Below are 18286 nucleotides of genomic sequence, written 5' to 3'. Positions count from 1 at the left end.
CTATGATATTATATTCATTGGTAAGTAAAAAGTAAGTAATTTTTTGCGAATAATACGCAAAAGAAGAGTGGAGTGAAACCAATGAAATTGAAGCGAAGTGAACGATTGATTGATATGACGAACTATTTAATCAATCATCCAAGAACGCTCATAACTTCTGGATTTTTTGTTACAAGATATTCATCCGCTAAATCTTCTATTAGCGAAGATTTATCCATTATGAAATCAACTTTAGAAAAACAACAACTAGGAACCATTGAAATTACTAATGGGGCTGCTGGTGGTATTAAATATCTTCCGGGAATTGGATCAGAGGAGGCTCACAAAGTTGTTGATGAGTTAACTGAACAACTAGCGGATCCAAGTCGTAAACTACCTGGTGGGTATCTTTACATGTCTGATTTGTTAGGCCATCCCAGTACCTTACGGGCCATTGGCCGAATGTTAGCTAGCGAATATATGCGTTCTGATGTTGATGCAGTTATGACTGTGGAAACTAAAGGGATTCCACTAGCTCAAGCGGTTGCGAACTATTTAAATGTTCCATTTATTATTGTGCGTCATGAATCCGTGATTACCGAAGGTTCGACTATTTCAGTTAACTACGTTTCACGTTCATCAGAACGTATCCAAAAAATGGAATTGTCTAAACGTAGTTTACAGCGAGGAATGAAAGTTTTAATCGTGGATGATTACATGAAGGGTGGCGGCACGGTTCATGCCATGGTTGATTTACTGAAAGAATTTGAAGCTGAATTAACCGGCATTGCCGTCTTCGCGGAAGGTACATACAAGGGACAACGTGCGATTGAAGACTTTACTTCCTTGTTAAATGTCGATACATCTCAAGATGGACAGGTCCAAATTAAGGCCGGAAATTATTTTGAAAGAAACTTTAAGGATATTGAGGAGCGCTAGTAATAATGGAAAAAAATACAATCATTTTAGCTGCAGGTCAAGGTACTCGAATGAAATCAAAACTATATAAAGTTTTGCATCAAGTTTGTGGAAAAGCCATGGTGGATCATATGCTAACTCAAGTTGAAAAAACGAATATGGATCATATTGTTACCATTGTTGGGCATGGGGCAGAAAAGGTTCGTGAACTTTTAGGTGATCGTACAGAATATGCAATTCAAGAACAACAATTGGGTACGGGACATGCCGTTTTACAAGCTGAAAAAATTTTAGGTGATAAAGATGGAATGACCATGATCGTTAGTGGTGATACACCTTTATTTACAGCTAAAACTTTTGAAAATCTTTTTGAATATCACCGTCAAAAAGGAGCGGCTGCTACAATTTTAACCGCGCGTACTGAAAATCCATTCTCATATGGACGAATTGTCCGTAATGAGGTTGGCGTTGTTTCTAAAATTGTAGAACAGAAAGATGCTACCACTGAAGAAGCAGAAATTAAGGAAATTAATACCGGTGTATATTGTTTCGATAACCAAAAGCTTTTTGCGGCACTTCATCAAGTGAAAAACGATAATGCTCAAGGTGAATACTATCTTCCAGACGTAATCGGTATCATGAAAGATGCTGGCGAAATTGTTGCCGCTTATGAAATGGCTGATTTCTCAGAATCAATGGGAGTTAACGATCGTTTAGCACTTTCTAAAGCTACTAAGGTTATGCAACGCCGAATTAACGAAGAACATATGGTTAATGGTGTTACAATCATTGACCCCGAAAATACCTACATTGATTATGGAGTAGAAATCGGTCCAGATACCATCATTGAACCGGGTGTTCAAATACAAGGTAATACTAAGATTGGTTCTAGTTCAGTGATTGGAGCGCATTCGAAGATTGTTGATTCAACAATTGGAAATCGTGTAACGGTAACTTCATCACAAATTGAAAGTGCCATCATGCATGATGATAGTAACATTGGTCCACACAGTCATTTACGCCCTCAAGCTGAGATTGGTGAATTTGCACATGTTGGTAACTATTGTGAAGTTAAGAACGCTAAGTTAGGTGCACGGACTAAAATGGGGCATTTGAGTTACGTTGGAGATGCAGATCTTGGTACGGATATTAACATTGGTTGCGGAGTGGTATTTGTTAATTACGATGGTATGAATAAACATCACTCAACAGTTGGAGATTATGCCTTCATTGGAAGTAATTCTAACATTGTTGCTCCAGTTACCATCGCTGATCACAGTTATGTAGCTGCTGGCTCAACCATTACGAACGACGTTAATAAGTTTGAAATGGGTATTGCCCGCGGACGCCAAGTTAATAAAGAAGGCTACTTTAAAAAGCTTCCAGTTTACGATGCGGCATTAAAAGCGGAAGAAGAAAATAATAAATAATAAAAAAGGATTGCTATAGTGATAGTGACCGCTAAGAGTTAGACTAAATTCTAACTTTTAGGGTGGCTATCATGGCAATCCTTTTTTTGGTATTTAAATTTAGATTATGCACTAAGTTCTTGTTTAGTCGATTTACTTTCTGAGGCTGTCAATTCTTCCAGCAAGACTTGGTAATCAGCACTAATCAGTAAATCATCCTTACGTAATGCATCCATGAATTTAGCATCAATAAAATTATTTAATAGTTGAATCAAGTTATCATAAAAACCATTAATATTTAGAATGCCAATTTTTCTTTGAGGGATGATACCAAGCGCCATATTTGATAATAGCTGGCTTAGTTCCTCTAAAGTTCCTAATCCTCCAGGAAGAATTAAAAAGGCATCGCCACTGTTAATTAATAGCTCCTTACGCTGAGCCATAGTAGTCGTTTGAATAAAGGACGTGGTATTTTTTCGAGGAAGTTCATCTTCAAATAGCCCCTCAGGATAAATACCGGTCACTTTTCCTCCATTTTCAAGTACGGCTTGACTAATAGCTCCCATCGTTCCAGATGTAGAACCACCATAGACTAGTTCAATCTTTCTTTTGGCAAGTTCATTGCCGATTAATCGAGCTGTTTCACCATAATTTTTTTGGTTCCCAAAACGTACACCACAAAATACTGTAATTTTCAATTCTATCCCTCCAATAACATCAAGACACTAATTATAGTGGGTGTCGTATTTGAATGTCAATATATGGTATTTATTAATGTGCGTAAGAATATTTGAAGGAACAAAATTATAATTTGAATGTGTTTTAGTTAAAACAGTTGCTAAGAACAATAAAAGCATAATATTCGTTAACTTAAATCAATAAATATAGTCTGAGTTGACATCGACGGTTGTATTTCCTTTAAAATAAGCAATTTTATAACACAAAAACGGGGAAACCAACCGTAAGTAACTTGCTTTTAGGGGGCAAAATGAATTATGATATTATATGGAAAAACTGAATAAACTTAATATTTTATAATCTTTTGGAGGCAAACATGTCTGAACATTATTCCGATCCAAAGCTTAAAATTTTTGCTTTGAATTCGAACAAGCCCTTAGCAGAAAAAATTGCTAAGGCAGTTGGTGTAGAACTCGGGAAAACGTCGGTGGACCGATTCCGAGACGGTGAGATTAGAATTAATATTGAAGAGAGTATTCGTGGAGACGAAGTATATATTGTTCAGTCCACATCTGCTCCAGTTAATGATAATTTGATGGAAATGTTGATCATGATTGATGCTCTAAAGCGTGCTAGTGCTAAGACTATCAACATTGTGATCCCTTATTATGGTTATGCTCGCCAAGATCGTAAGGCGCGTTCACGTGAACCAATTACAGCTAAATTAGTTGCAAACATGATTGAACGTGCAGGTGCAACACGCATTATTGCATTGGATCTTCACGCAGCACAAATCCAAGGTTTCTTCGATATTCCTCTAGATCATTTGATGGGTGCCCCACTATTAGCAGACCATTTCATCGAACGTGGTCTTGATCAGGATACTGTAGTTGTATCACCTGATCATGGTGGTGTTACTCGTGCTCGTAAGTTAGCTGAGTTCTTAAAAGCACCAATCGCTATTATTGATAAACGTCGCCCACGCGCCAATGTTGCTGAAGTTATGAATATCATTGGTGAAGTTAAGGGCAAACGTTGTATCATGATTGATGATATGATTGATACAGCTGGAACCATTACACTTGGAGCTCAAGCTTTGATGGATGCTGGAGCTACAGAAGTATACGCAAGTTGTACACATCCTGTTCTTTCAGGTCCAGCTATTGAAAGAATCCAAAATTCTCCAATTAAGGAATTAATTGTAACGGATTCTATCCAACTTCCAGAAGAGAAGAAGATTGACAAAATTACTAGCATTTCGGTTGGTCCATTGATTGGTGAAGCAATTCGCTTGATTCATGAAAACAAGCCTGTTAGTCCGCTATTCAACAACCGTTTTAGTATTGAAAAAGAATAGTTTTAGATATCGCTAATTTTTATTAGTGATCATTAAAAGATCTCGAAATCTATTTTCGAGGTCTTTTTTGGTAGTAAAAGAATTAAATTTTAATAGAAATGTTTAAAAAGTATAAAGAATTGCTATTAAATAGCTAAAAATCTATGGTTACTTTGAAGCGGGTGGAAAAATGTTTTAAAGTAGAAAATAAAGAATTTTAACTAGACTTAAATGAGGAATGGATAATGAAATATTGTTTGAATTGTGGCGAAGAATTGCCTAAAAAAGCCAATTTTTGTCCTAATTGCGGGGTGATGCTTGAAAATGAAGCAAAAAATGGGCCTTCAACATTAACGCGGGCAGAAATGTACAAACAACGCAGTGAAGAAGCGGAAGAAATTGAAGAAGAACCTCAAACTGAAGAAGCTGAAACCAATAGTCACTCACGTACTCAATCCCATACCGATTCTGAGTGGTGGTCGCAAATTAAGAATTTTATTTTTTGGGTGAAACATAATCCGTTAGTTTCACTTTTACCGATTGTGATTGCTCTAGTAGTCTTAGTATGGCTCAATAGAATTGTAGGAATTGGTTTATTAGTTCTGATTATTTTGTGTGGTTATCTTTATGCTTTAAAGGCTGGTCCAACTGATAATCAGGCGGAATTAAAGTTGCGAATGGGAATAAAGAAAGCTAAAAATGGGATTGCTAATTGGATTCAAGGTCTTAAAAACAAAAAAGATCGTAAAGAAGCTGAGGCTAGAAGTGACTCCGACATAGAAGCAGAAGACTTTGAAGTTCCCGAGGATGTTTTAGAATCAGAAACGATGGTTACTGATCCAGCGACTTCAGCTCAAGCGGAAGTGAAACCCAAACCTAAAAAGGTGGGACATCCACTTCGTAGTAAACTTTTAATCGCTGGTGCGATATTGCTAATCATTTCTACTTATATTGGACCGTTTGCTTCTGCCGTAGTAGCGGGATATAGCACTCCAACTACATTATTGAGCATCCTAAAAACTTTAGGGCAACAAAAGGTATTGCTTGCGTTACTAATAGGCCCCGTATTAATTATTTTAGGTGCGTGGTTTAGATCGCAATGGATTGTTAAAATTGGTAGTTGGGTTAATCTAATTGCTTATGGGTATACTTTCTATATTATTTATAAAAATGAGGCAGAAACGTCAGGATTTCCAGGAATGTTTAATAACGTCCATCTGGGGTGGAGTGGTTATTTAGCAGTAGGGATTACTATTTTAATATTAGCCTTTGGAAGAGGGCGTAAACGAAGAAAAGTGGAACAATAATATTGCAGGAAGCGATTGAGCTTCCTGTTTTTTATTTGAGAGCACAAAAATAGGATTCTAGACTTCTCACACTAGAATCCCTTTATGAGGAAAGATGTCCCAATCTAACGACAATCTCTTTATTGGAAAAATTTACGATCTTTACACCTTCAACTTTACAAAAACGTATTAAATTGTTCAGCCGTCGTGCTTCTAACCTACCTGAGCTTCTGTTGATAACGTCTGCTGTTGTATCGTTCAATCAAACTCTAAATCTGATGAGGTATACACTGTTTCAGGCTAACGGTGAAATAGACGGTCTTGGAGTTTCATTAAGATATTCTTCGAAACGATAGACCTCCATTGAACTAATTTTTTTTGATACTAATTAATCTTGTCTTCATTTAGACAACTTACTCATGTCATCGGACACACCTACTTGATTCAATGTTTAAATGACGTAGAAATTTTCGAACATTACACTTCATACATTTAAAGAAGCTGGCTGTCGCAACTACCAACGAAACCATCGCGTGTAATCACTTTAAAACATCGATGCTTTTAAACATCAAAACCTTACATCGTACACCCATGATGGAAACGATTTGCAATAGTTACTCTGATTTGCCCCTTCACTAGATTCTGACAGCCTAAGAACCGAGGCACTTGAGAAGTTTTTGTTAGAAAGGAACTTTTCCTTTCCTCACTTAGTATATTAACACCTTCTGTAAGCGCTTGCAACAAATAAGTCAAAAAAACATATAATTTTTTTGAAGGACAATAATCCTAGTCCACCCAGACCTTTACTCCGCGATATAGATTGTAAATAAACATTCCTAAAATCAATAATCCAATGAGACCGACGATTCCAAATAATACTAGGGAAGACCCACTCAAATTAGCAGTAGAAAAACTTTGCCCAGTTGCTAATAATCCTAAGAAGAAGGCCACTGGAACTAAAATTGTTGGTAATAAATGAAGCCAAAAAGCAGTAATGGAGTTGCGATGAGCTTCAGGGTGATTACTGTTAGAAGTTAAGGCAAATACGACGATGGGAAAGAGAATGGGCATAAAAAAGATACTTAAATATGATAATGAACTTAAGATTTTATTTTCTGTAGTCATATGAAATCTCCTTTGGGTATAAAAAATGCAAGATTGGGGTTGATTAAATTGCCTCAGCTCTTGCATCTAAGTTATTTGTTTTCTTGTCTAGCTTTAGTTTTTGCTCGTAGTTGATCTTTAAGTTTTTCAATGTCTTCAAAGTGTTTTTCTTGCCACTCCTTGAACGAATAACGCGCATCTGTATCAGTATCGCCAATCTTCATACCAGTTTCTAGCCAAAAAATGGCTTCGGATAAACTACCAAAATTACGCATCCAGAGCGTGTGACCGTTTGCTGAGTCTAATGCCACGTAAGAGCGGAATTTCTTAGTTAAGTAGGTATGCTTACGGATTTTTAAAGCTTTACGTTGACGTGTTAACTTGTAATCAGGAAGAATGTAATGTCCTGGTTTTTCAAGAATAGGCACGTTGTCTTGTCGTTGACTTTTAAATTCTACAAGCATTTCCTTTGCGGTTGGATGGTCGATAATATGTACGTCAAATTTTGCCATGGGAACTCCTCCTGATTACGTTTATATCAATATTTTATCATAAATGTATAACTAATTGAAAAAGATACGCTCAAGATTAATACATTTTATTTGAGAAAATGGTTAAAGTGGTATACAATTTTCGTACGGGTTTTTGCCTGTGGATAGGAGAGATTATTGATGAAGAAATATGTTTCAGAAATTATTGGTACGTTCGTACTTGTTTTTGTTGGTACTGCCGCTGTTACAATTGGTAAAGCCGACGTTTTAGGAATTGGATTAGCTTTTGGTTTGGCTGTTACGATTATGGCTTACTCTGTTGGTGCAATTTCAGGAGGACACTTTAACCCAGCTGTTACATTAGGTATGTGGATTAATAAGCGAATCAGTGGAGCAGATGCTATTTATTATGTTATTTCACAATTTATTGGTGCTGTCCTGGCTTCAGGAATGGTTAAGTATTTCCTAAGTGCTATGGGAGCTTCAACTAGCAATCTTGGACAAACTGATTTTGCAAAAATCTCAGCATTTCCAGCACTCGTAACTGAAACTTTGGTAACATTCCTATTTGTGCTTGTTATCTTGCTAGTTACAAGTAAAAAGTATGGTAATGCTAACTTTGCTGGTTTAATTATTGGATTAACGCTAGCATTCATGATTATTGCATCATTGAACTTAACTGGCGGTTCATTGAACCCTGCTCGTAGTTTTGGTCCTGCAATCTTAGTTGGTGGTTCAGCTTTATCTCACTACTGGGTTTACGTTGTGGCTCCATTATTAGGTGCTGCAATTGCTGCTTTTGTTGCTAAGGCAATGGGTAGCGAAGAATAATAGCTAATCTAAAAAAATAAGGATTAACGCTGGGCGAATAATTTCGTCTCAAAACGTTAATCCTTATTTTTTTCGCGTATTTTTACGTCGTTCTAGATTGAGCTGACGCTGGAGATGGTCGATTTTATGATCAAGTTGATCGATTTTTTTGAAAAGCTTGGTCATATCATCTTCCTGCGTAGCAGCTTCAGAAGTAAAGAATCCTGTAATTGTACTAGTGAGCAAACCAATGAACCCAACACCACCAATCATTAGAAAGGCGGCAATAAATTTACCAATGTTGGTGGTAGGTGAAATATCACCATAACCAACAGTGGTGGCAGTCGTAATGGCCCACCATAGGGCTGAAGGATATGAAATATGTTCTACCACAGAATAAAGGAGCGAGCTTAAAACTAAAATAATCATACTGACGGTAAAAAGGTTTAAGAAGCCCGAGGTATAGATAAACCGATGAACGGTCTTAGAAAATTTTCCATCTAATCCAAAACGCCATAATAAATGATGGCTGCGAATTAATTTGAAAACTCGACCAATTCGAAAGATAGCAAAAGCCGGATGTAGTGGGATTAACGATAACAAATCAAAAGTATTGTCAAAAAGATAACGATGAGCATTTTTATTTTTAGGCATTCTCGCAAAAAAGTCGACCGCATAAATGATTAAAAATACATGCATTAGATTTAAAATGGTCGTATTTTTCAGACTAATACTCTTAGAAAAAAACGAAGCGGCAACGATTAGGAATGAAATAAAAGCAATCATAGCCAAACAACTATCATATAAAATTTGGAATCTGGTTCTATGTTTTATCATATTAACGTCCTCTGAATTAATAGAATTATTTTAACGCATTTTGAGGAGCTGTAAATAGCCAAGAAAATGATATGATATGAATAACTAATAATAAAGAGGAATTTGATAATGAAGAAAATACTAGCATTACATACAGGTGGAACGATTTCGATGTCTGCCAGCAATGATACTGTTAAAACTAATGAACAAAACCCATTACTAGATAGCCAATTTATCAACAAAAATATTGACCTAGTTAATGAAGTGATTTTGAATAAACCTTCAGAACACATTACGCCAGATGATATGTTAATTATTAAAAAAAGGGTCAAAAAGGCACTAGATAACAATGAGTGTGATGGCATTGTAATCACGCACGGAACGGATACCTTGGAAGAAACTGCGTACTTTTTAGATTTAACGATCGAAAATAAAATTCCAGTTGTGCTAACGGGGGCCATGCGCTCTTCCAACGAACTAGGTTCGGATGGTGTGTATAATTTCCAAAGTGCAATTCTGACGGCTGCTTCTGATGAAGCCAGTGATAAAGGGGTTTTAGTGGTCATGAATGATGAGATCCATACTGCCCGTTTTGTTACGAAAACCCATACTACTAATGTAGATACGTTTAGAACCCCAACTTTTGGGCCGCTCGGAATTGTTTATAAACGGGATATCCGATTCTTTCAAGCTTTAGTTAATCAGCATGTTTGTGATATTGACCACCTTGAAAAAGGAGTCTATTTAATTAAAGCTTACGCAGGAATCCCTAAAGAAATATTTGAAATTATTAATCGCCCAGGGACCAAGGGGATTGTAATTGAAGGGCTAGGAGCTGGAAATCTACCAGTAGAAGTAGTCGAGCCCATTCAAGCATTAATTGATAATGATATTACGGTTGTAATGGTTTCACGTTGTTACAATGGCTTGGCCGAACCCATCTACGATTATGTGGGCGGCGGAATTGATTTAGAGAGAATGGGCGTTGTATTCTGCCAAGGTCTCAATGGTCAAAAAGCACGTATTAAGTTACAAGTGGCAGTAAGTGCTGGTATGAATTCCAAAGATATTGCTAAGTATATGCATGACGCGGTGTCATAGAAGTAGATAAGAGTATAATACAGAGTTAATAAATTTTGAAAGTGAGGAATTAGAATGCCAAGTTCAATTAAAGACGATTTTTATGATGCAGTGAATGGTGAATGGCTAGCAACTGCAGAAATCCCCTCAGATCATTCATCAACGGGTGGGTTTATGGACCTAGTTGATGGCGTGGATGAAAATTTGATGAAGGATTTTGCAGAAATGCGTTCAGGTGCCAAAGAACCTAATACGCCAGAATTAAAAGAATTTATCAAGTTTTATGAAATTGCAGCTGATTTCAAAAAACGGGACGAAGATGGAGTAAAACCACTTCTTCCGTACTTAAAACAAATTGAAGATTTAAAGAGTTGGGATGATGTAAATGCCAACTTAAAAGAATTATTTTTTAATGGCGTAGAATTACCAGTAGATTTAGGTATTGAACCTGATTTAAAGGGTAATGGAGCAGATAAACGCAATGTTTTATGGGCTGGTGGTGTAAGTTTAATCCTCCCAGATAAAACCTACTATGACCAAGATAATCCGTCTGGACCACAGTTGATGCAAGTCTTTACCCAAATGATGATGCAATTACTAACGAAGTTGGGTAAGTCTGAAGATGAAGCCCAAGCTATAATTGATGGAGCTAAACGTTTCGATGCTAGTATTGCTCCTTTCCGTAAAAACTCTGAAGAACTTAGCGATGTAGCTAGGCTTTATAATCCATGGGAGCTTGATCATTTCGCTGACATGGTTCAAGAGATTGATGTTAAAAAATTAGTCCAAGCATTGATTGGAACTGTTCCAGAAAAATTAATTATCACTGAACCTAAATTCTACGAAAACTTGCACCAAATTGTTAACGCCGATACATTTGAAGATTATAAAAAATGGGCCTACGTTAACATGGTCCGCTCGTTGTCAGGCTATTTGAGTGAAGAATTCCGCCAAATTGGTGGCACTTTTGGGCGAGCATTATCAGGGCAACAAGAATCAATGCCACAAGAAAAGAGTGCATTTTACTTAGCACGTCGCACGTTTAGCCAAGTCGTTGGTGAATACTATGGACATAAATATTTCGGGGAAACTGCTAAAAAAGATGTTCATGATATGGTGGTTTCGATGATTGATGTTTATGAAAAACGACTGGCAGAAAATACTTGGTTAGGGGATGCAACCCGTTCTAAAGCGATTACGAAGTTACGTTCGTTGAAGATTTTAGTAGGTTACCCAGATGAATTAAAAGCAGTTTATAAGAAGTTGAAAACTAAAACAGCCGCTGAGGGTGGAAGTTTAGTGGAAAACGTTCAAGAATTTTCACGAATTTTCTTAGAAGATCAACTTGCTAAGTATGGTAAGGAAGTCGACCGTAGTGAATGGCATATGAGTGCTGATACAGTAAATGCTTATTATTCACCAGAAGGCAACTTAATCTGTTTCCCAGCTGCTATTTTACAAGCACCATTTTACAGTTTAGAACAAACCGCTAGTCAAAATTATGGTGGAATTGGCGCAGTAATGGCGCACGAAATTTCACATGCTTTTGATCCTAACGGAGCTTTATTTGATGAATTTGGTAACATGGACAATTGGTGGACAGAAGATGATTTGAAACATTTCCACCAACTTTCAGAAGCAATGGTAAAAGAATTTGATGGAATTCCATTTGCGGGTGGAAAAGTAAACGGTAAGTTGGTTGTTACCGAAAATGTTGCAGATGATGGTGGACTTAAAGCAGCGTTGGAAGCAGCTAAGGCTACTAAAGATGCTAATCTAGAAGAATTTTTTACTAACTGGGCCACAATTTGGCGCACTAAGGCTACTAAACAACGAGAAGAGTTGCTATTAGCAATTGATGTCCATGCTCCTGCAAAGTTACGGGCGAACGTCCAAGTAAAAAATTTTGAAGAATTTTATGAAACCTTTGATGTAAAAGAGGGCGATGGAATGTATCTTGCTCCCGAAAAACGAGTTCAAATTTGGTAAAAAATCAAACTAAAAAGACGATTGCTAATTAGCAGTCGTCTTTTTTAGTTATTTCTAAAGTAAAATACGAACTATAAAAGTTTAAATAATCAATTTATGGCGTTCTTTACTTATATTTTAAATTAGTGTAGACTTTATTGGTGCTATTTTTGATTTAGATTCGAACTAAAAGGGAGAAATGATTTTGAAACAAATCGCTAAGTATTTTCAATTTGATAAATTGAAAACAAACTATAAAACAGAAATTATTGCTGGGATTACTACTTATATTTCAATGGTCTACATTATGTTCGTTAATCCGAACGTTTTAGGAGCATCTGGGATGGATAAGGGAGCGGTCTTCACCGCAACAGCATTGGCTAGTGCCATTGGTTGTTTCCTGATGGGGATTATCGCTAATTACCCAATTGCTTCAGCACCTGCTTTAGGAATTAATGCATTCTTCGCTTATTCCGTGGTTATTGGGATGCATGTGCCTTGGCAAACGGCTTTGGCGGGCGTTTTCGTAGCTTCCTTAATCTTTGTTTTAATCACCGTTTTTAAACTACGAGAATTAATTATTAATGCGATTCCAGTCGATTTGAAGCATGCTATTTCTTCAGGAATTGGATTGTTCGTGGCTTTTCTAGGTTTGAGCCAAGGTGGAATTGTGGTTGCTAACAAATCTACGATGGTTGGATTAGGTTCATTCTTAGTTCCTTCCACATGGTTGACCGTCTTTGGGTTGGTTGTGACAATTTTCTTGATGGTTCGCAAGGTGCCAGGGGCTATTTTCGTGGGAATGATTTTAACAACCGTCTTTGGTTTATTGACTGGTTTAATTCATGCACCAGCACACATTGTTTCAGCTGCACCAAGCTTGAAACCAACTTTCTTGACAGCTATTTCACATGTTGGGGATATTAATACTCTCCAACTTTGGGTAGTAGTCTTGACTTTCTTGCTGGTAACGTTCTTTGATACAGCCGGCACATTGGTTGGTTTGGCTACTCAAGCAGGATTTATGAAAGACAATAAGATGCCGCGCGTAGGGAAGGCATTGATGTCTGATTCAGCTTCAATGTTGACTGGATCATTATTAGGTACTTCTCCAGTGGGGGCTTTCGTTGAGTCTTCAGCTGGGATTGCTGTAGGTGGACGTTCTGGCTTTACTGTAGTTGTGACAGGAATTATGTTCCTATTAGGACTCTTCTTCTCACCATTGTTAACCGTCGTTACTTCACAAGTTACCGCACCTGCATTAGTGATTGTGGGGGTATTAATGGCTCAACAAACTCGTGAAATTGCTTGGGATAAATTAGAAATTGCTATTCCAGCTTTCTTAATTATCATTGGAATGCCATTAACATATAGTATTTCAGATGGGATTGCATTAGGATTTATTACTTACCCCATTGCCATGATTGCTGCTAAACGTGGCAAAGAAGTTCATCCATTAATGTACGCACTATTCTTTGTATTTATTGGTTTTATTGCTATTTTAAATGCATAAGTATAAAGTTTGAAAATAATCATTTATAATAAGAGCTATGCTTTAAGGCAGTTGGATTAAAATAAAAATTCAACCCTTGGACATAGTTCTTTTTTTAATTTATGAGGTGATTTAATGGCAAAAAAAAGAAAATTTTATGCGGTAAAAAAAGGACGAAAACCAGGACTTTATTTAACGTGGGATGCAGCCAAACAACAGGTTGATGGTTTTGCAGGAGCGGTATATAAAAGTTTTTTGACCAAGGCAGAAGCTGAGGAATGGATGGCAACAGCTTCTAGAAAGACCACTAGAAAAGTATCAACGCAGACTCCATCGACTGTGACCCCTTCCATTATTCTTTACACTGACGGCGGTTCACGTAACACTGGTAATGTCCGTGGAGGGCATGTCCGTAAAGAAGATGTAGCTGCGTGGGCTTTCTTAATCCAAAAAGATGGTGAAAGTATTTCTGGATCCAATGGGGAATTCGGAGCTACCAACAATCGAATGGAAATTATGGCTTTAATTAACGGTCTCCAAAAAATAATCGACCGCTATGGTGAAAAAGCAGCGGTATTAGTGGTAGCTGATTCTAAATATGTTTTGGACGCAATTCAAAGAAATTGGTTAAGTGGATGGCAACGACGAGGTTGGAAGAAAGCTAACGGTGAAATTGTAGCTAATAAAGAACTTTGGCAAGCGGTAGCTAGCATTCTAAAACGAATGCCTAACCTAGAGTATCGTTGGACTAAGGGACATGCTACGAATGAGGGGAATGTTTTTGTGGATCAATTACTAAATAAAACCATGGATAGAATGTTACGGGAACCAACCGAATTTGAAGCACCCAAAAAAGCCGTTTCTAATCCTAAACCTAGTTTAGCGGTTCAAGATTCAACGGCTGATTTTGAGCAATTAGGGCTATTCCATAACCAACAAATTAGTGACGATTAAGTTCAAGGGTAATATTTTGATTATCAGTTTGAGAAGCAACAGCACTGAAACCAACTTGTTCAAGTAAAGTACGAGCAATGGTGTTGTTTTTCAAGGCAGTGGCAAATAACTTTTCGAGTCCTAATTCTTCAAAACTGAAAATGGACATCCGCCGAAGAACTTCACTCATAATCCCCTTATGTTGTTGATTTCGAAGAATTTCAAAACGTACGGAAGCTGATTTCTGTGCTTGATCAAAGTCCCAGATGCAAAATGTCCCTAAGAATTCATGGGTATTTTGGTCCGTAATCCCCCAAATTAATGCTTCATTATTCATGACCAAACGCATCATTTGGTTAACGTAGGTAGTTGTATCCTCAATAGTTGCATCAATATCACGATCACTAGCTTTAGCGATTTCTGGATCGTGACGCAACTCAAAAATGTCACGAACTTTTGAATGTGTAAGCCAATCTAAGGCAAAATGTTCGGTAAGGATTGGATGATATAGTTCAAATTTATTCATAATTGGGCTCCTTGTTTTTTAATCTTTCCTTTACTTTACACTAGATTTGAAAAAAACTGAATGAAAAAGGGACGATGGCATTCATAGCATGTCATCGTCCCTTATTTTTTGATTATCTTTGTTGTTGTTTCATAAAATCATTGATACGTTTTAAGTCATCATCAGTTGGTTTGTAGGAATTTTCCTTGATTCGGTGTAGTTTTTCAACCGACAAATGTGCCCCAAATGCTACATCAGCATCTGTTAGATCATTTTTCTTTTGGCAGTTGATGATTTTTGCTGCTAGTTCTGTCACATCATTCATAATGAATTCCTCCATAAGCTCTTCATCTATAGTTAAAATCGTACCACAATTTTTACAATAAACCTAGGAATTATATTGTCAAAACGCTGAATTTATCCCAGTTTAAAAAAGTTGTCGATATTCGTTTTCGAAGAAGCTATCTTTAGCATATACCAATGAAATCGGACGCGTAAGGTCTAAACCTTGAATTTTGAGTAATGCGAGTTTTTTAGATTCTAATTCCGCTTGGATTAGAGATTGGTACATGAAACTGACCCCGGTCGTTTCTAGGAGTTTAATAATACCAGTGGAACTTCCCAACTCTAGCACTTGCGCAAAATCTTCCTTGTAGATGTTAAAAGAACTGGCCCAATCGGTAAAAATTGAGCGGGTACCTGAACCTTCTTCACGAAGTAAAAGAGGTTCCGAAAGTACTTTTTCAAGTGCTAAGTTTTTTTGATTGGCGAGAGGGTTACTTGAACGTGTAACGGCTACAAATTTTTCGTGGGTAACGATTTGGCTACCATATGCATGTTTATCAAAGTTTCCTTCTAAAACAGCAAAGTCTAAAGTACCTTCATCGATTTGAGATAAAATATCGCGCGTGTTTGAAACGATACATTGAATATTGTGATATTTTTTTCGCCAATTTTGGATTAAAGCCGGAGCGATAAGGATACTAACCGAATGCGTTACCCCAAACTTAAGATTGGTTGTCGAAATCGGCTGGCGTAATTGGGTTAATAATTTATCTTCTTGGTGTTGAGTAGTTTCAATGAAATGAGCCAGTTGCTCACCTGCACTGGTGATTTCTAAACGAGGATGGTGATATTCAACTAATTTTAGTTGTAGTTCATCCTCTAAGCTTTTAATTTGTTGAGAAACTGCAGGTTGCGTGATGAATAATGCTCGGGCAGTTTTAGTATATGATTTATTTTTACAGAGTAGTGCAAAAGTGGCGTAACGATTATCTAGCATCTTTTTTGTCCTTATAAGTTTAATTTATAAACCAATTATAAAACATAATTATATTTTATCTACCATTTTTGATACGATATTAAGCGTGAAGTTAAGAGATAGGAGAGAAGAAAGATGACTCGAATGATAAAAGATTCAAGTTTTTGGGTAGCTATATTAGTTACATTGCTTTGTGCAACAGCAGGATCGCTATTGGCGCAATTGCCTTACTTTAGTTTAATTGGAGCATTGGTAATTTCGCTGGTGTTAGGGATGTTTGTTCAAGTTAGCCCAGCAGTAGTTGAGCGTTCTAAAAAAGGTACTGGTTTTATTTCAAACAAGTTTTTGCGTTTAGGTATTATTTTATTAGGTTTTAAATTAAACTTGGTTGATTTAGCCGATGCGGGTGTTAAAACCATTCTATTAGCTATTTTCGTGGTTACATTTACAATTTTAGGTGTGTATACCTTGGCTCGTAAATTTGGTGTGGATTCTGATCTAGCAATCCTAGTTGCCAGTGGTACTGGTATTTGTGGGGCAGCAGCCGTAATGGGGGTTTCACCACAGATTCAAGTTCCTGAAGACCAACGTGAATTGAAACAAGAAAATGAGGTAATGGCCATTGCGGCGGTTGCCATCTTGGGAACGTTATTTACTTTTATTGAAATTGGATTGAAACCCATGCTTCACTTAACTCCAACTCAATTTGGGGTGGTAGCTGGTGGATCACTTCATGAAATTGCCCATGCGGTTGCTACCGGTGGAGCAGGTGGTCCGGTTAGTTTGGATACGGCGATTATTACTAAGTTATCTCGTGTTTTACTGCTAGCACCTGCTGCGTTAATTATTGGCTTTTGGCACCGTAGCCGTACAAATATAGATCGCGAAAACGTTGTTCGTGGGAAATTACCGATTCCATGGTTCATGGCGGGCTTTATTTTAGCTAGTGTAATTGGAACTTTTGTACCTTTAGGCGCAACTGTACTAGGCTGGTTAGTTAAATTTGCATACCTCTTCCTAGGAATGGCCATGGCTGCTTTGGGAATGTCCGTAAACTTCCGTGTTATTTTCAAACGTGGAAAAGGTGCATTTTTAGCTGCTTTCTTAGGTTCAATTGTATTATTGATTTTCGTAATTATTGTAAGTAAATTATTCTTCTAAAAAAATAAAAAACGAATTGATGGATTTGCGAAAAGGAGCAGAATCATCAATTCGTTTTTTTAATGACTTAAAATCGTCATCATGATGGGGACCATTACCAGAGAAAGCAGCGTGGTTTCAGTTACCATGATTGACGCAAAATCTGCGTCAGCATCGTAAAGTTGGGCAACTACTGGGGCATTGGTCATCACAGGCATGCAAGATTGTAAAATAAATACTTCTTTCATCATCATGGGCATGTGGCTTGGTAATACAAGTAAAGCCATGATGATTGGAGCGAAAATAAATCTTCCGGATAAGACACCTAAATTGTCTTTTTGGAAACGCATGTTTTTCAAACCAGCGTCATAAACAGAAATACCAATGAATAACATGGAGAGTGGGATGGTTAATCCGCCAAGATAATTAAAACTCGACATTAGAAAATTAGGGAGTTTGATGTTTAAGACAATGAGGACAATTCCAATCATAAAACCTAATAGCGGAGCGGAAAAAATCTTTCGTAAAGCATCTTTAAAATTCATTTGAACGTGATTGGAACTATCACGTTGAATGAAGTAGACGCCTAGTGTCCAAAAAATTGTGGTATTTGCCATATAATAAACGAGGACATAGGGAAGACTTTTATCACCAAAGATAGCTAGATTAATCGGTAAACCTACAAAAACGGTATTGGAATTGAAGAACATTGACATAAATAGTCCATGTCTCTTAGGATCAACTTGAATAATCCGAGCCACCAACCATGAAATTCCCATTAAAATAAACATTGATAGTACAGGATACCAAAGGTTAGGGAGCAGTTTAACTAATTCACTCTTAGTAAAATCTTTAGTAATCGAAACAATCATGTATGGCGGGAGGGCCACTTGGGTGACAATTTTGGCGATTAATTTTTTGGAACTTTCAGAAAACCAATGGAGCGAAGCGAGGTAGTAACCGACAGCAACCATGACAATGATTACTAAAACGCCTTGAATACTTTGTAATAACATAATTAAAAAATCCCTTCACAATTGTTTAACTACTATTCTAACTCAAAATTAATGGTAAAATTAC

Annotated in this window: 18 protein-coding genes; 10 read left to right on the top strand and 8 right to left on the bottom strand. The window is 37.0% G+C overall.

Annotated features, from left to right (window positions below; translation table 11 throughout):
* Window positions 1-81: 81 nt before the first annotated feature.
* Window positions 82-918: a pur operon repressor gene (purR, locus tag HFC68_RS07450; protein WP_011672985.1), complete on the top strand. Its 837-nt coding sequence runs from the start codon at window positions 82-84 to the stop codon at window positions 916-918.
* A 5-nt stretch (window positions 919-923) separates the two neighbouring features.
* Complete coding sequence (gene glmU / locus HFC68_RS07445; RefSeq protein ID WP_011672986.1) at window positions 924-2327, top strand: bifunctional UDP-N-acetylglucosamine diphosphorylase/glucosamine-1-phosphate N-acetyltransferase GlmU; 1404 nt, start codon at window positions 924-926, stop codon at window positions 2325-2327.
* 104 nt (window positions 2328-2431) lie between these two features.
* Here the strand turns inward: glmU and HFC68_RS07440 are convergent, their stop codons facing one another.
* Window positions 2432-3004 carry a TIGR00730 family Rossman fold protein gene (locus HFC68_RS07440; RefSeq protein ID WP_011672987.1) on the bottom strand — a complete coding sequence of 191 codons (573 nt, stop codon included), beginning with the start codon at window positions 3002-3004 and terminating at the stop codon, window positions 2432-2434.
* A 356-nt stretch (window positions 3005-3360) separates the two neighbouring features.
* Here HFC68_RS07440 and HFC68_RS07435 point away from each other — a divergent pair, with 356 nt between their 5' ends.
* Both HFC68_RS07435 and HFC68_RS07430 read left to right on the top strand, forming a co-directional pair.
* A complete protein-coding gene (locus HFC68_RS07435) occupies window positions 3361-4341 on the top strand; it encodes a ribose-phosphate diphosphokinase (RefSeq protein ID WP_002832723.1) in 981 nt (326 codons plus the stop codon).
* 224 nt (window positions 4342-4565) lie between these two features.
* A complete protein-coding gene (locus HFC68_RS07430) occupies window positions 4566-5627 on the top strand; it encodes a zinc ribbon domain-containing protein (RefSeq protein ID WP_011672988.1) in 1062 nt (353 codons plus the stop codon).
* A gap of 765 nt (window positions 5628-6392) precedes the next feature.
* Here the strand turns inward: HFC68_RS07430 and HFC68_RS07425 are convergent.
* Both HFC68_RS07425 and HFC68_RS07420 read right to left on the bottom strand, forming a co-directional pair.
* Window positions 6393-6731 carry a hypothetical protein gene (locus tag HFC68_RS07425; RefSeq protein WP_002832725.1) on the bottom strand — a complete coding sequence of 113 codons (339 nt, stop codon included), beginning with the start codon at window positions 6729-6731 and terminating at the stop codon, window positions 6393-6395.
* A gap of 71 nt (window positions 6732-6802) precedes the next feature.
* Window positions 6803-7222, bottom strand: coding sequence for a hypothetical protein (locus HFC68_RS07420; protein ID WP_002832726.1), 420 nt, complete (start codon window positions 7220-7222; stop codon window positions 6803-6805).
* A gap of 159 nt (window positions 7223-7381) precedes the next feature.
* Between HFC68_RS07420 and HFC68_RS07415 the strand changes: the two genes are divergently transcribed.
* On the top strand, window positions 7382-8032 hold the full coding sequence (locus tag HFC68_RS07415) for an MIP/aquaporin family protein (RefSeq protein ID WP_002832728.1): 651 nt from the start codon (window positions 7382-7384) through the stop codon (window positions 8030-8032).
* A gap of 63 nt (window positions 8033-8095) precedes the next feature.
* Here HFC68_RS07415 and HFC68_RS07410 read toward each other — a convergent pair whose 3' ends face one another.
* Window positions 8096-8848 (bottom strand): potassium channel family protein, encoded by a 753-nt coding sequence (locus tag HFC68_RS07410; RefSeq protein ID WP_011672989.1) that lies wholly within the window; start codon window positions 8846-8848, stop codon window positions 8096-8098.
* A gap of 108 nt (window positions 8849-8956) precedes the next feature.
* Here HFC68_RS07410 and HFC68_RS07405 point away from each other — a divergent pair, with 108 nt between their 5' ends.
* The 4 genes from HFC68_RS07405 to HFC68_RS07390 all read left to right on the top strand — a co-directional run bounded on the left by HFC68_RS07405 (window position 8957) and on the right by HFC68_RS07390 (window position 14321).
* A complete protein-coding gene (locus HFC68_RS07405; RefSeq protein ID WP_011672990.1) occupies window positions 8957-9928 on the top strand; it encodes an asparaginase in 972 nt (323 codons plus the stop codon).
* Window positions 9929-9982: 54 nt separating this feature from the next.
* Window positions 9983-11896 carry a M13 family metallopeptidase gene (locus tag HFC68_RS07400; RefSeq protein ID WP_167399758.1) on the top strand — a complete coding sequence of 638 codons (1914 nt, stop codon included), beginning with the start codon at window positions 9983-9985 and terminating at the stop codon, window positions 11894-11896.
* A gap of 184 nt (window positions 11897-12080) precedes the next feature.
* Window positions 12081-13388 (top strand): NCS2 family permease, encoded by a 1308-nt coding sequence (locus HFC68_RS07395; RefSeq protein ID WP_002832732.1) that lies wholly within the window; start codon window positions 12081-12083, stop codon window positions 13386-13388.
* Window positions 13389-13502: 114 nt separating this feature from the next.
* Window positions 13503-14321 carry a ribonuclease H family protein gene (locus HFC68_RS07390; RefSeq protein WP_011672992.1) on the top strand — a complete coding sequence of 273 codons (819 nt, stop codon included), beginning with the start codon at window positions 13503-13505 and terminating at the stop codon, window positions 14319-14321.
* Here the strand turns inward: HFC68_RS07390 and HFC68_RS07385 are convergent.
* The 3 genes from HFC68_RS07385 to HFC68_RS07375 all read right to left on the bottom strand — a co-directional run bounded on the left by HFC68_RS07385 (window position 14308) and on the right by HFC68_RS07375 (window position 16087).
* Entirely contained in the window at window positions 14308-14826 is a 519-nt protein-coding gene (locus HFC68_RS07385) for a GNAT family N-acetyltransferase (RefSeq protein WP_011672993.1), read from the bottom strand. The two genes, HFC68_RS07390 and HFC68_RS07385, sit on opposite strands and share 14 nt — an antisense overlap.
* Window positions 14827-14938: 112 nt before the next feature.
* On the bottom strand, window positions 14939-15130 hold the full coding sequence (locus HFC68_RS07380; RefSeq protein WP_011672994.1) for an LBP_cg2779 family protein: 192 nt from the start codon (window positions 15128-15130) through the stop codon (window positions 14939-14941).
* A gap of 102 nt (window positions 15131-15232) precedes the next feature.
* Window positions 15233-16087 carry a LysR family transcriptional regulator gene (locus tag HFC68_RS07375; RefSeq protein ID WP_011672995.1) on the bottom strand — a complete coding sequence of 285 codons (855 nt, stop codon included), beginning with the start codon at window positions 16085-16087 and terminating at the stop codon, window positions 15233-15235.
* A 114-nt stretch (window positions 16088-16201) separates the two neighbouring features.
* On the opposite strand from HFC68_RS07375, the gene HFC68_RS07370 reads away from it, so the two are divergent.
* Window positions 16202-17227 carry a YeiH family protein gene (locus HFC68_RS07370; protein WP_011672996.1) on the top strand — a complete coding sequence of 342 codons (1026 nt, stop codon included), beginning with the start codon at window positions 16202-16204 and terminating at the stop codon, window positions 17225-17227.
* Between the two features lie 59 nt (window positions 17228-17286).
* Here the strand turns inward: HFC68_RS07370 and HFC68_RS07365 are convergent, their stop codons facing one another.
* Window positions 17287-18222 carry an AEC family transporter gene (locus tag HFC68_RS07365; protein WP_011672997.1) on the bottom strand — a complete coding sequence of 312 codons (936 nt, stop codon included), beginning with the start codon at window positions 18220-18222 and terminating at the stop codon, window positions 17287-17289.
* Window positions 18223-18286 lie beyond the last annotated feature (64 nt).

It is taken from the genome of Pediococcus sp. EKM201D, from assembly GCF_011800215.1.
Classification (GTDB): domain Bacteria; phylum Bacillota; class Bacilli; order Lactobacillales; family Lactobacillaceae; genus Pediococcus; species Pediococcus pentosaceus.
Note: the sequence above shows the minus strand (reverse complement) of the source record. Positions and strands in the feature narration are given on the sequence as shown.

What these genes read in the sequence shown, in the direction of transcription:
- HFC68_RS07425 (WP_002832725.1), bottom strand. Translation starts at nt 6,731, where the DNA reads ATGACTACAGAAAATAAAATCTTAAGTTCATTATCATATTTAAGTATC.
- HFC68_RS07400 (WP_167399758.1), top strand. Translation starts at nt 9,983, where the DNA reads ATGCCAAGTTCAATTAAAGACGATTTTTATGATGCAGTGAATGGTGAA.
- HFC68_RS07435 (WP_002832723.1), top strand. Translation starts at nt 3,361, where the DNA reads ATGTCTGAACATTATTCCGATCCAAAGCTTAAAATTTTTGCTTTGAAT.
- HFC68_RS07390 (WP_011672992.1), top strand. Translation starts at nt 13,503, where the DNA reads ATGGCAAAAAAAAGAAAATTTTATGCGGTAAAAAAAGGACGAAAACCA.
- HFC68_RS07375 (WP_011672995.1), bottom strand. Translation starts at nt 16,087, where the DNA reads ATGCTAGATAATCGTTACGCCACTTTTGCACTACTCTGTAAAAATAAA.
- glmU (WP_011672986.1), top strand. Translation starts at nt 924, where the DNA reads ATGGAAAAAAATACAATCATTTTAGCTGCAGGTCAAGGTACTCGAATG.
- HFC68_RS07410 (WP_011672989.1), bottom strand. Translation starts at nt 8,848, where the DNA reads ATGATAAAACATAGAACCAGATTCCAAATTTTATATGATAGTTGTTTG.
- HFC68_RS07415 (WP_002832728.1), top strand. Translation starts at nt 7,382, where the DNA reads ATGAAGAAATATGTTTCAGAAATTATTGGTACGTTCGTACTTGTTTTT.
- HFC68_RS07380 (WP_011672994.1), bottom strand. Translation starts at nt 15,130, where the DNA reads ATGAATGATGTGACAGAACTAGCAGCAAAAATCATCAACTGCCAAAAG.
- HFC68_RS07420 (WP_002832726.1), bottom strand. Translation starts at nt 7,222, where the DNA reads ATGGCAAAATTTGACGTACATATTATCGACCATCCAACCGCAAAGGAA.
- HFC68_RS07430 (WP_011672988.1), top strand. Translation starts at nt 4,566, where the DNA reads ATGAAATATTGTTTGAATTGTGGCGAAGAATTGCCTAAAAAAGCCAAT.
- HFC68_RS07405 (WP_011672990.1), top strand. Translation starts at nt 8,957, where the DNA reads ATGAAGAAAATACTAGCATTACATACAGGTGGAACGATTTCGATGTCT.
- HFC68_RS07385 (WP_011672993.1), bottom strand. Translation starts at nt 14,826, where the DNA reads ATGAATAAATTTGAACTATATCATCCAATCCTTACCGAACATTTTGCC.
- HFC68_RS07365 (WP_011672997.1), bottom strand. Translation starts at nt 18,222, where the DNA reads ATGTTATTACAAAGTATTCAAGGCGTTTTAGTAATCATTGTCATGGTT.
- purR (WP_011672985.1), top strand. Translation starts at nt 82, where the DNA reads ATGAAATTGAAGCGAAGTGAACGATTGATTGATATGACGAACTATTTA.
- HFC68_RS07370 (WP_011672996.1), top strand. Translation starts at nt 16,202, where the DNA reads ATGACTCGAATGATAAAAGATTCAAGTTTTTGGGTAGCTATATTAGTT.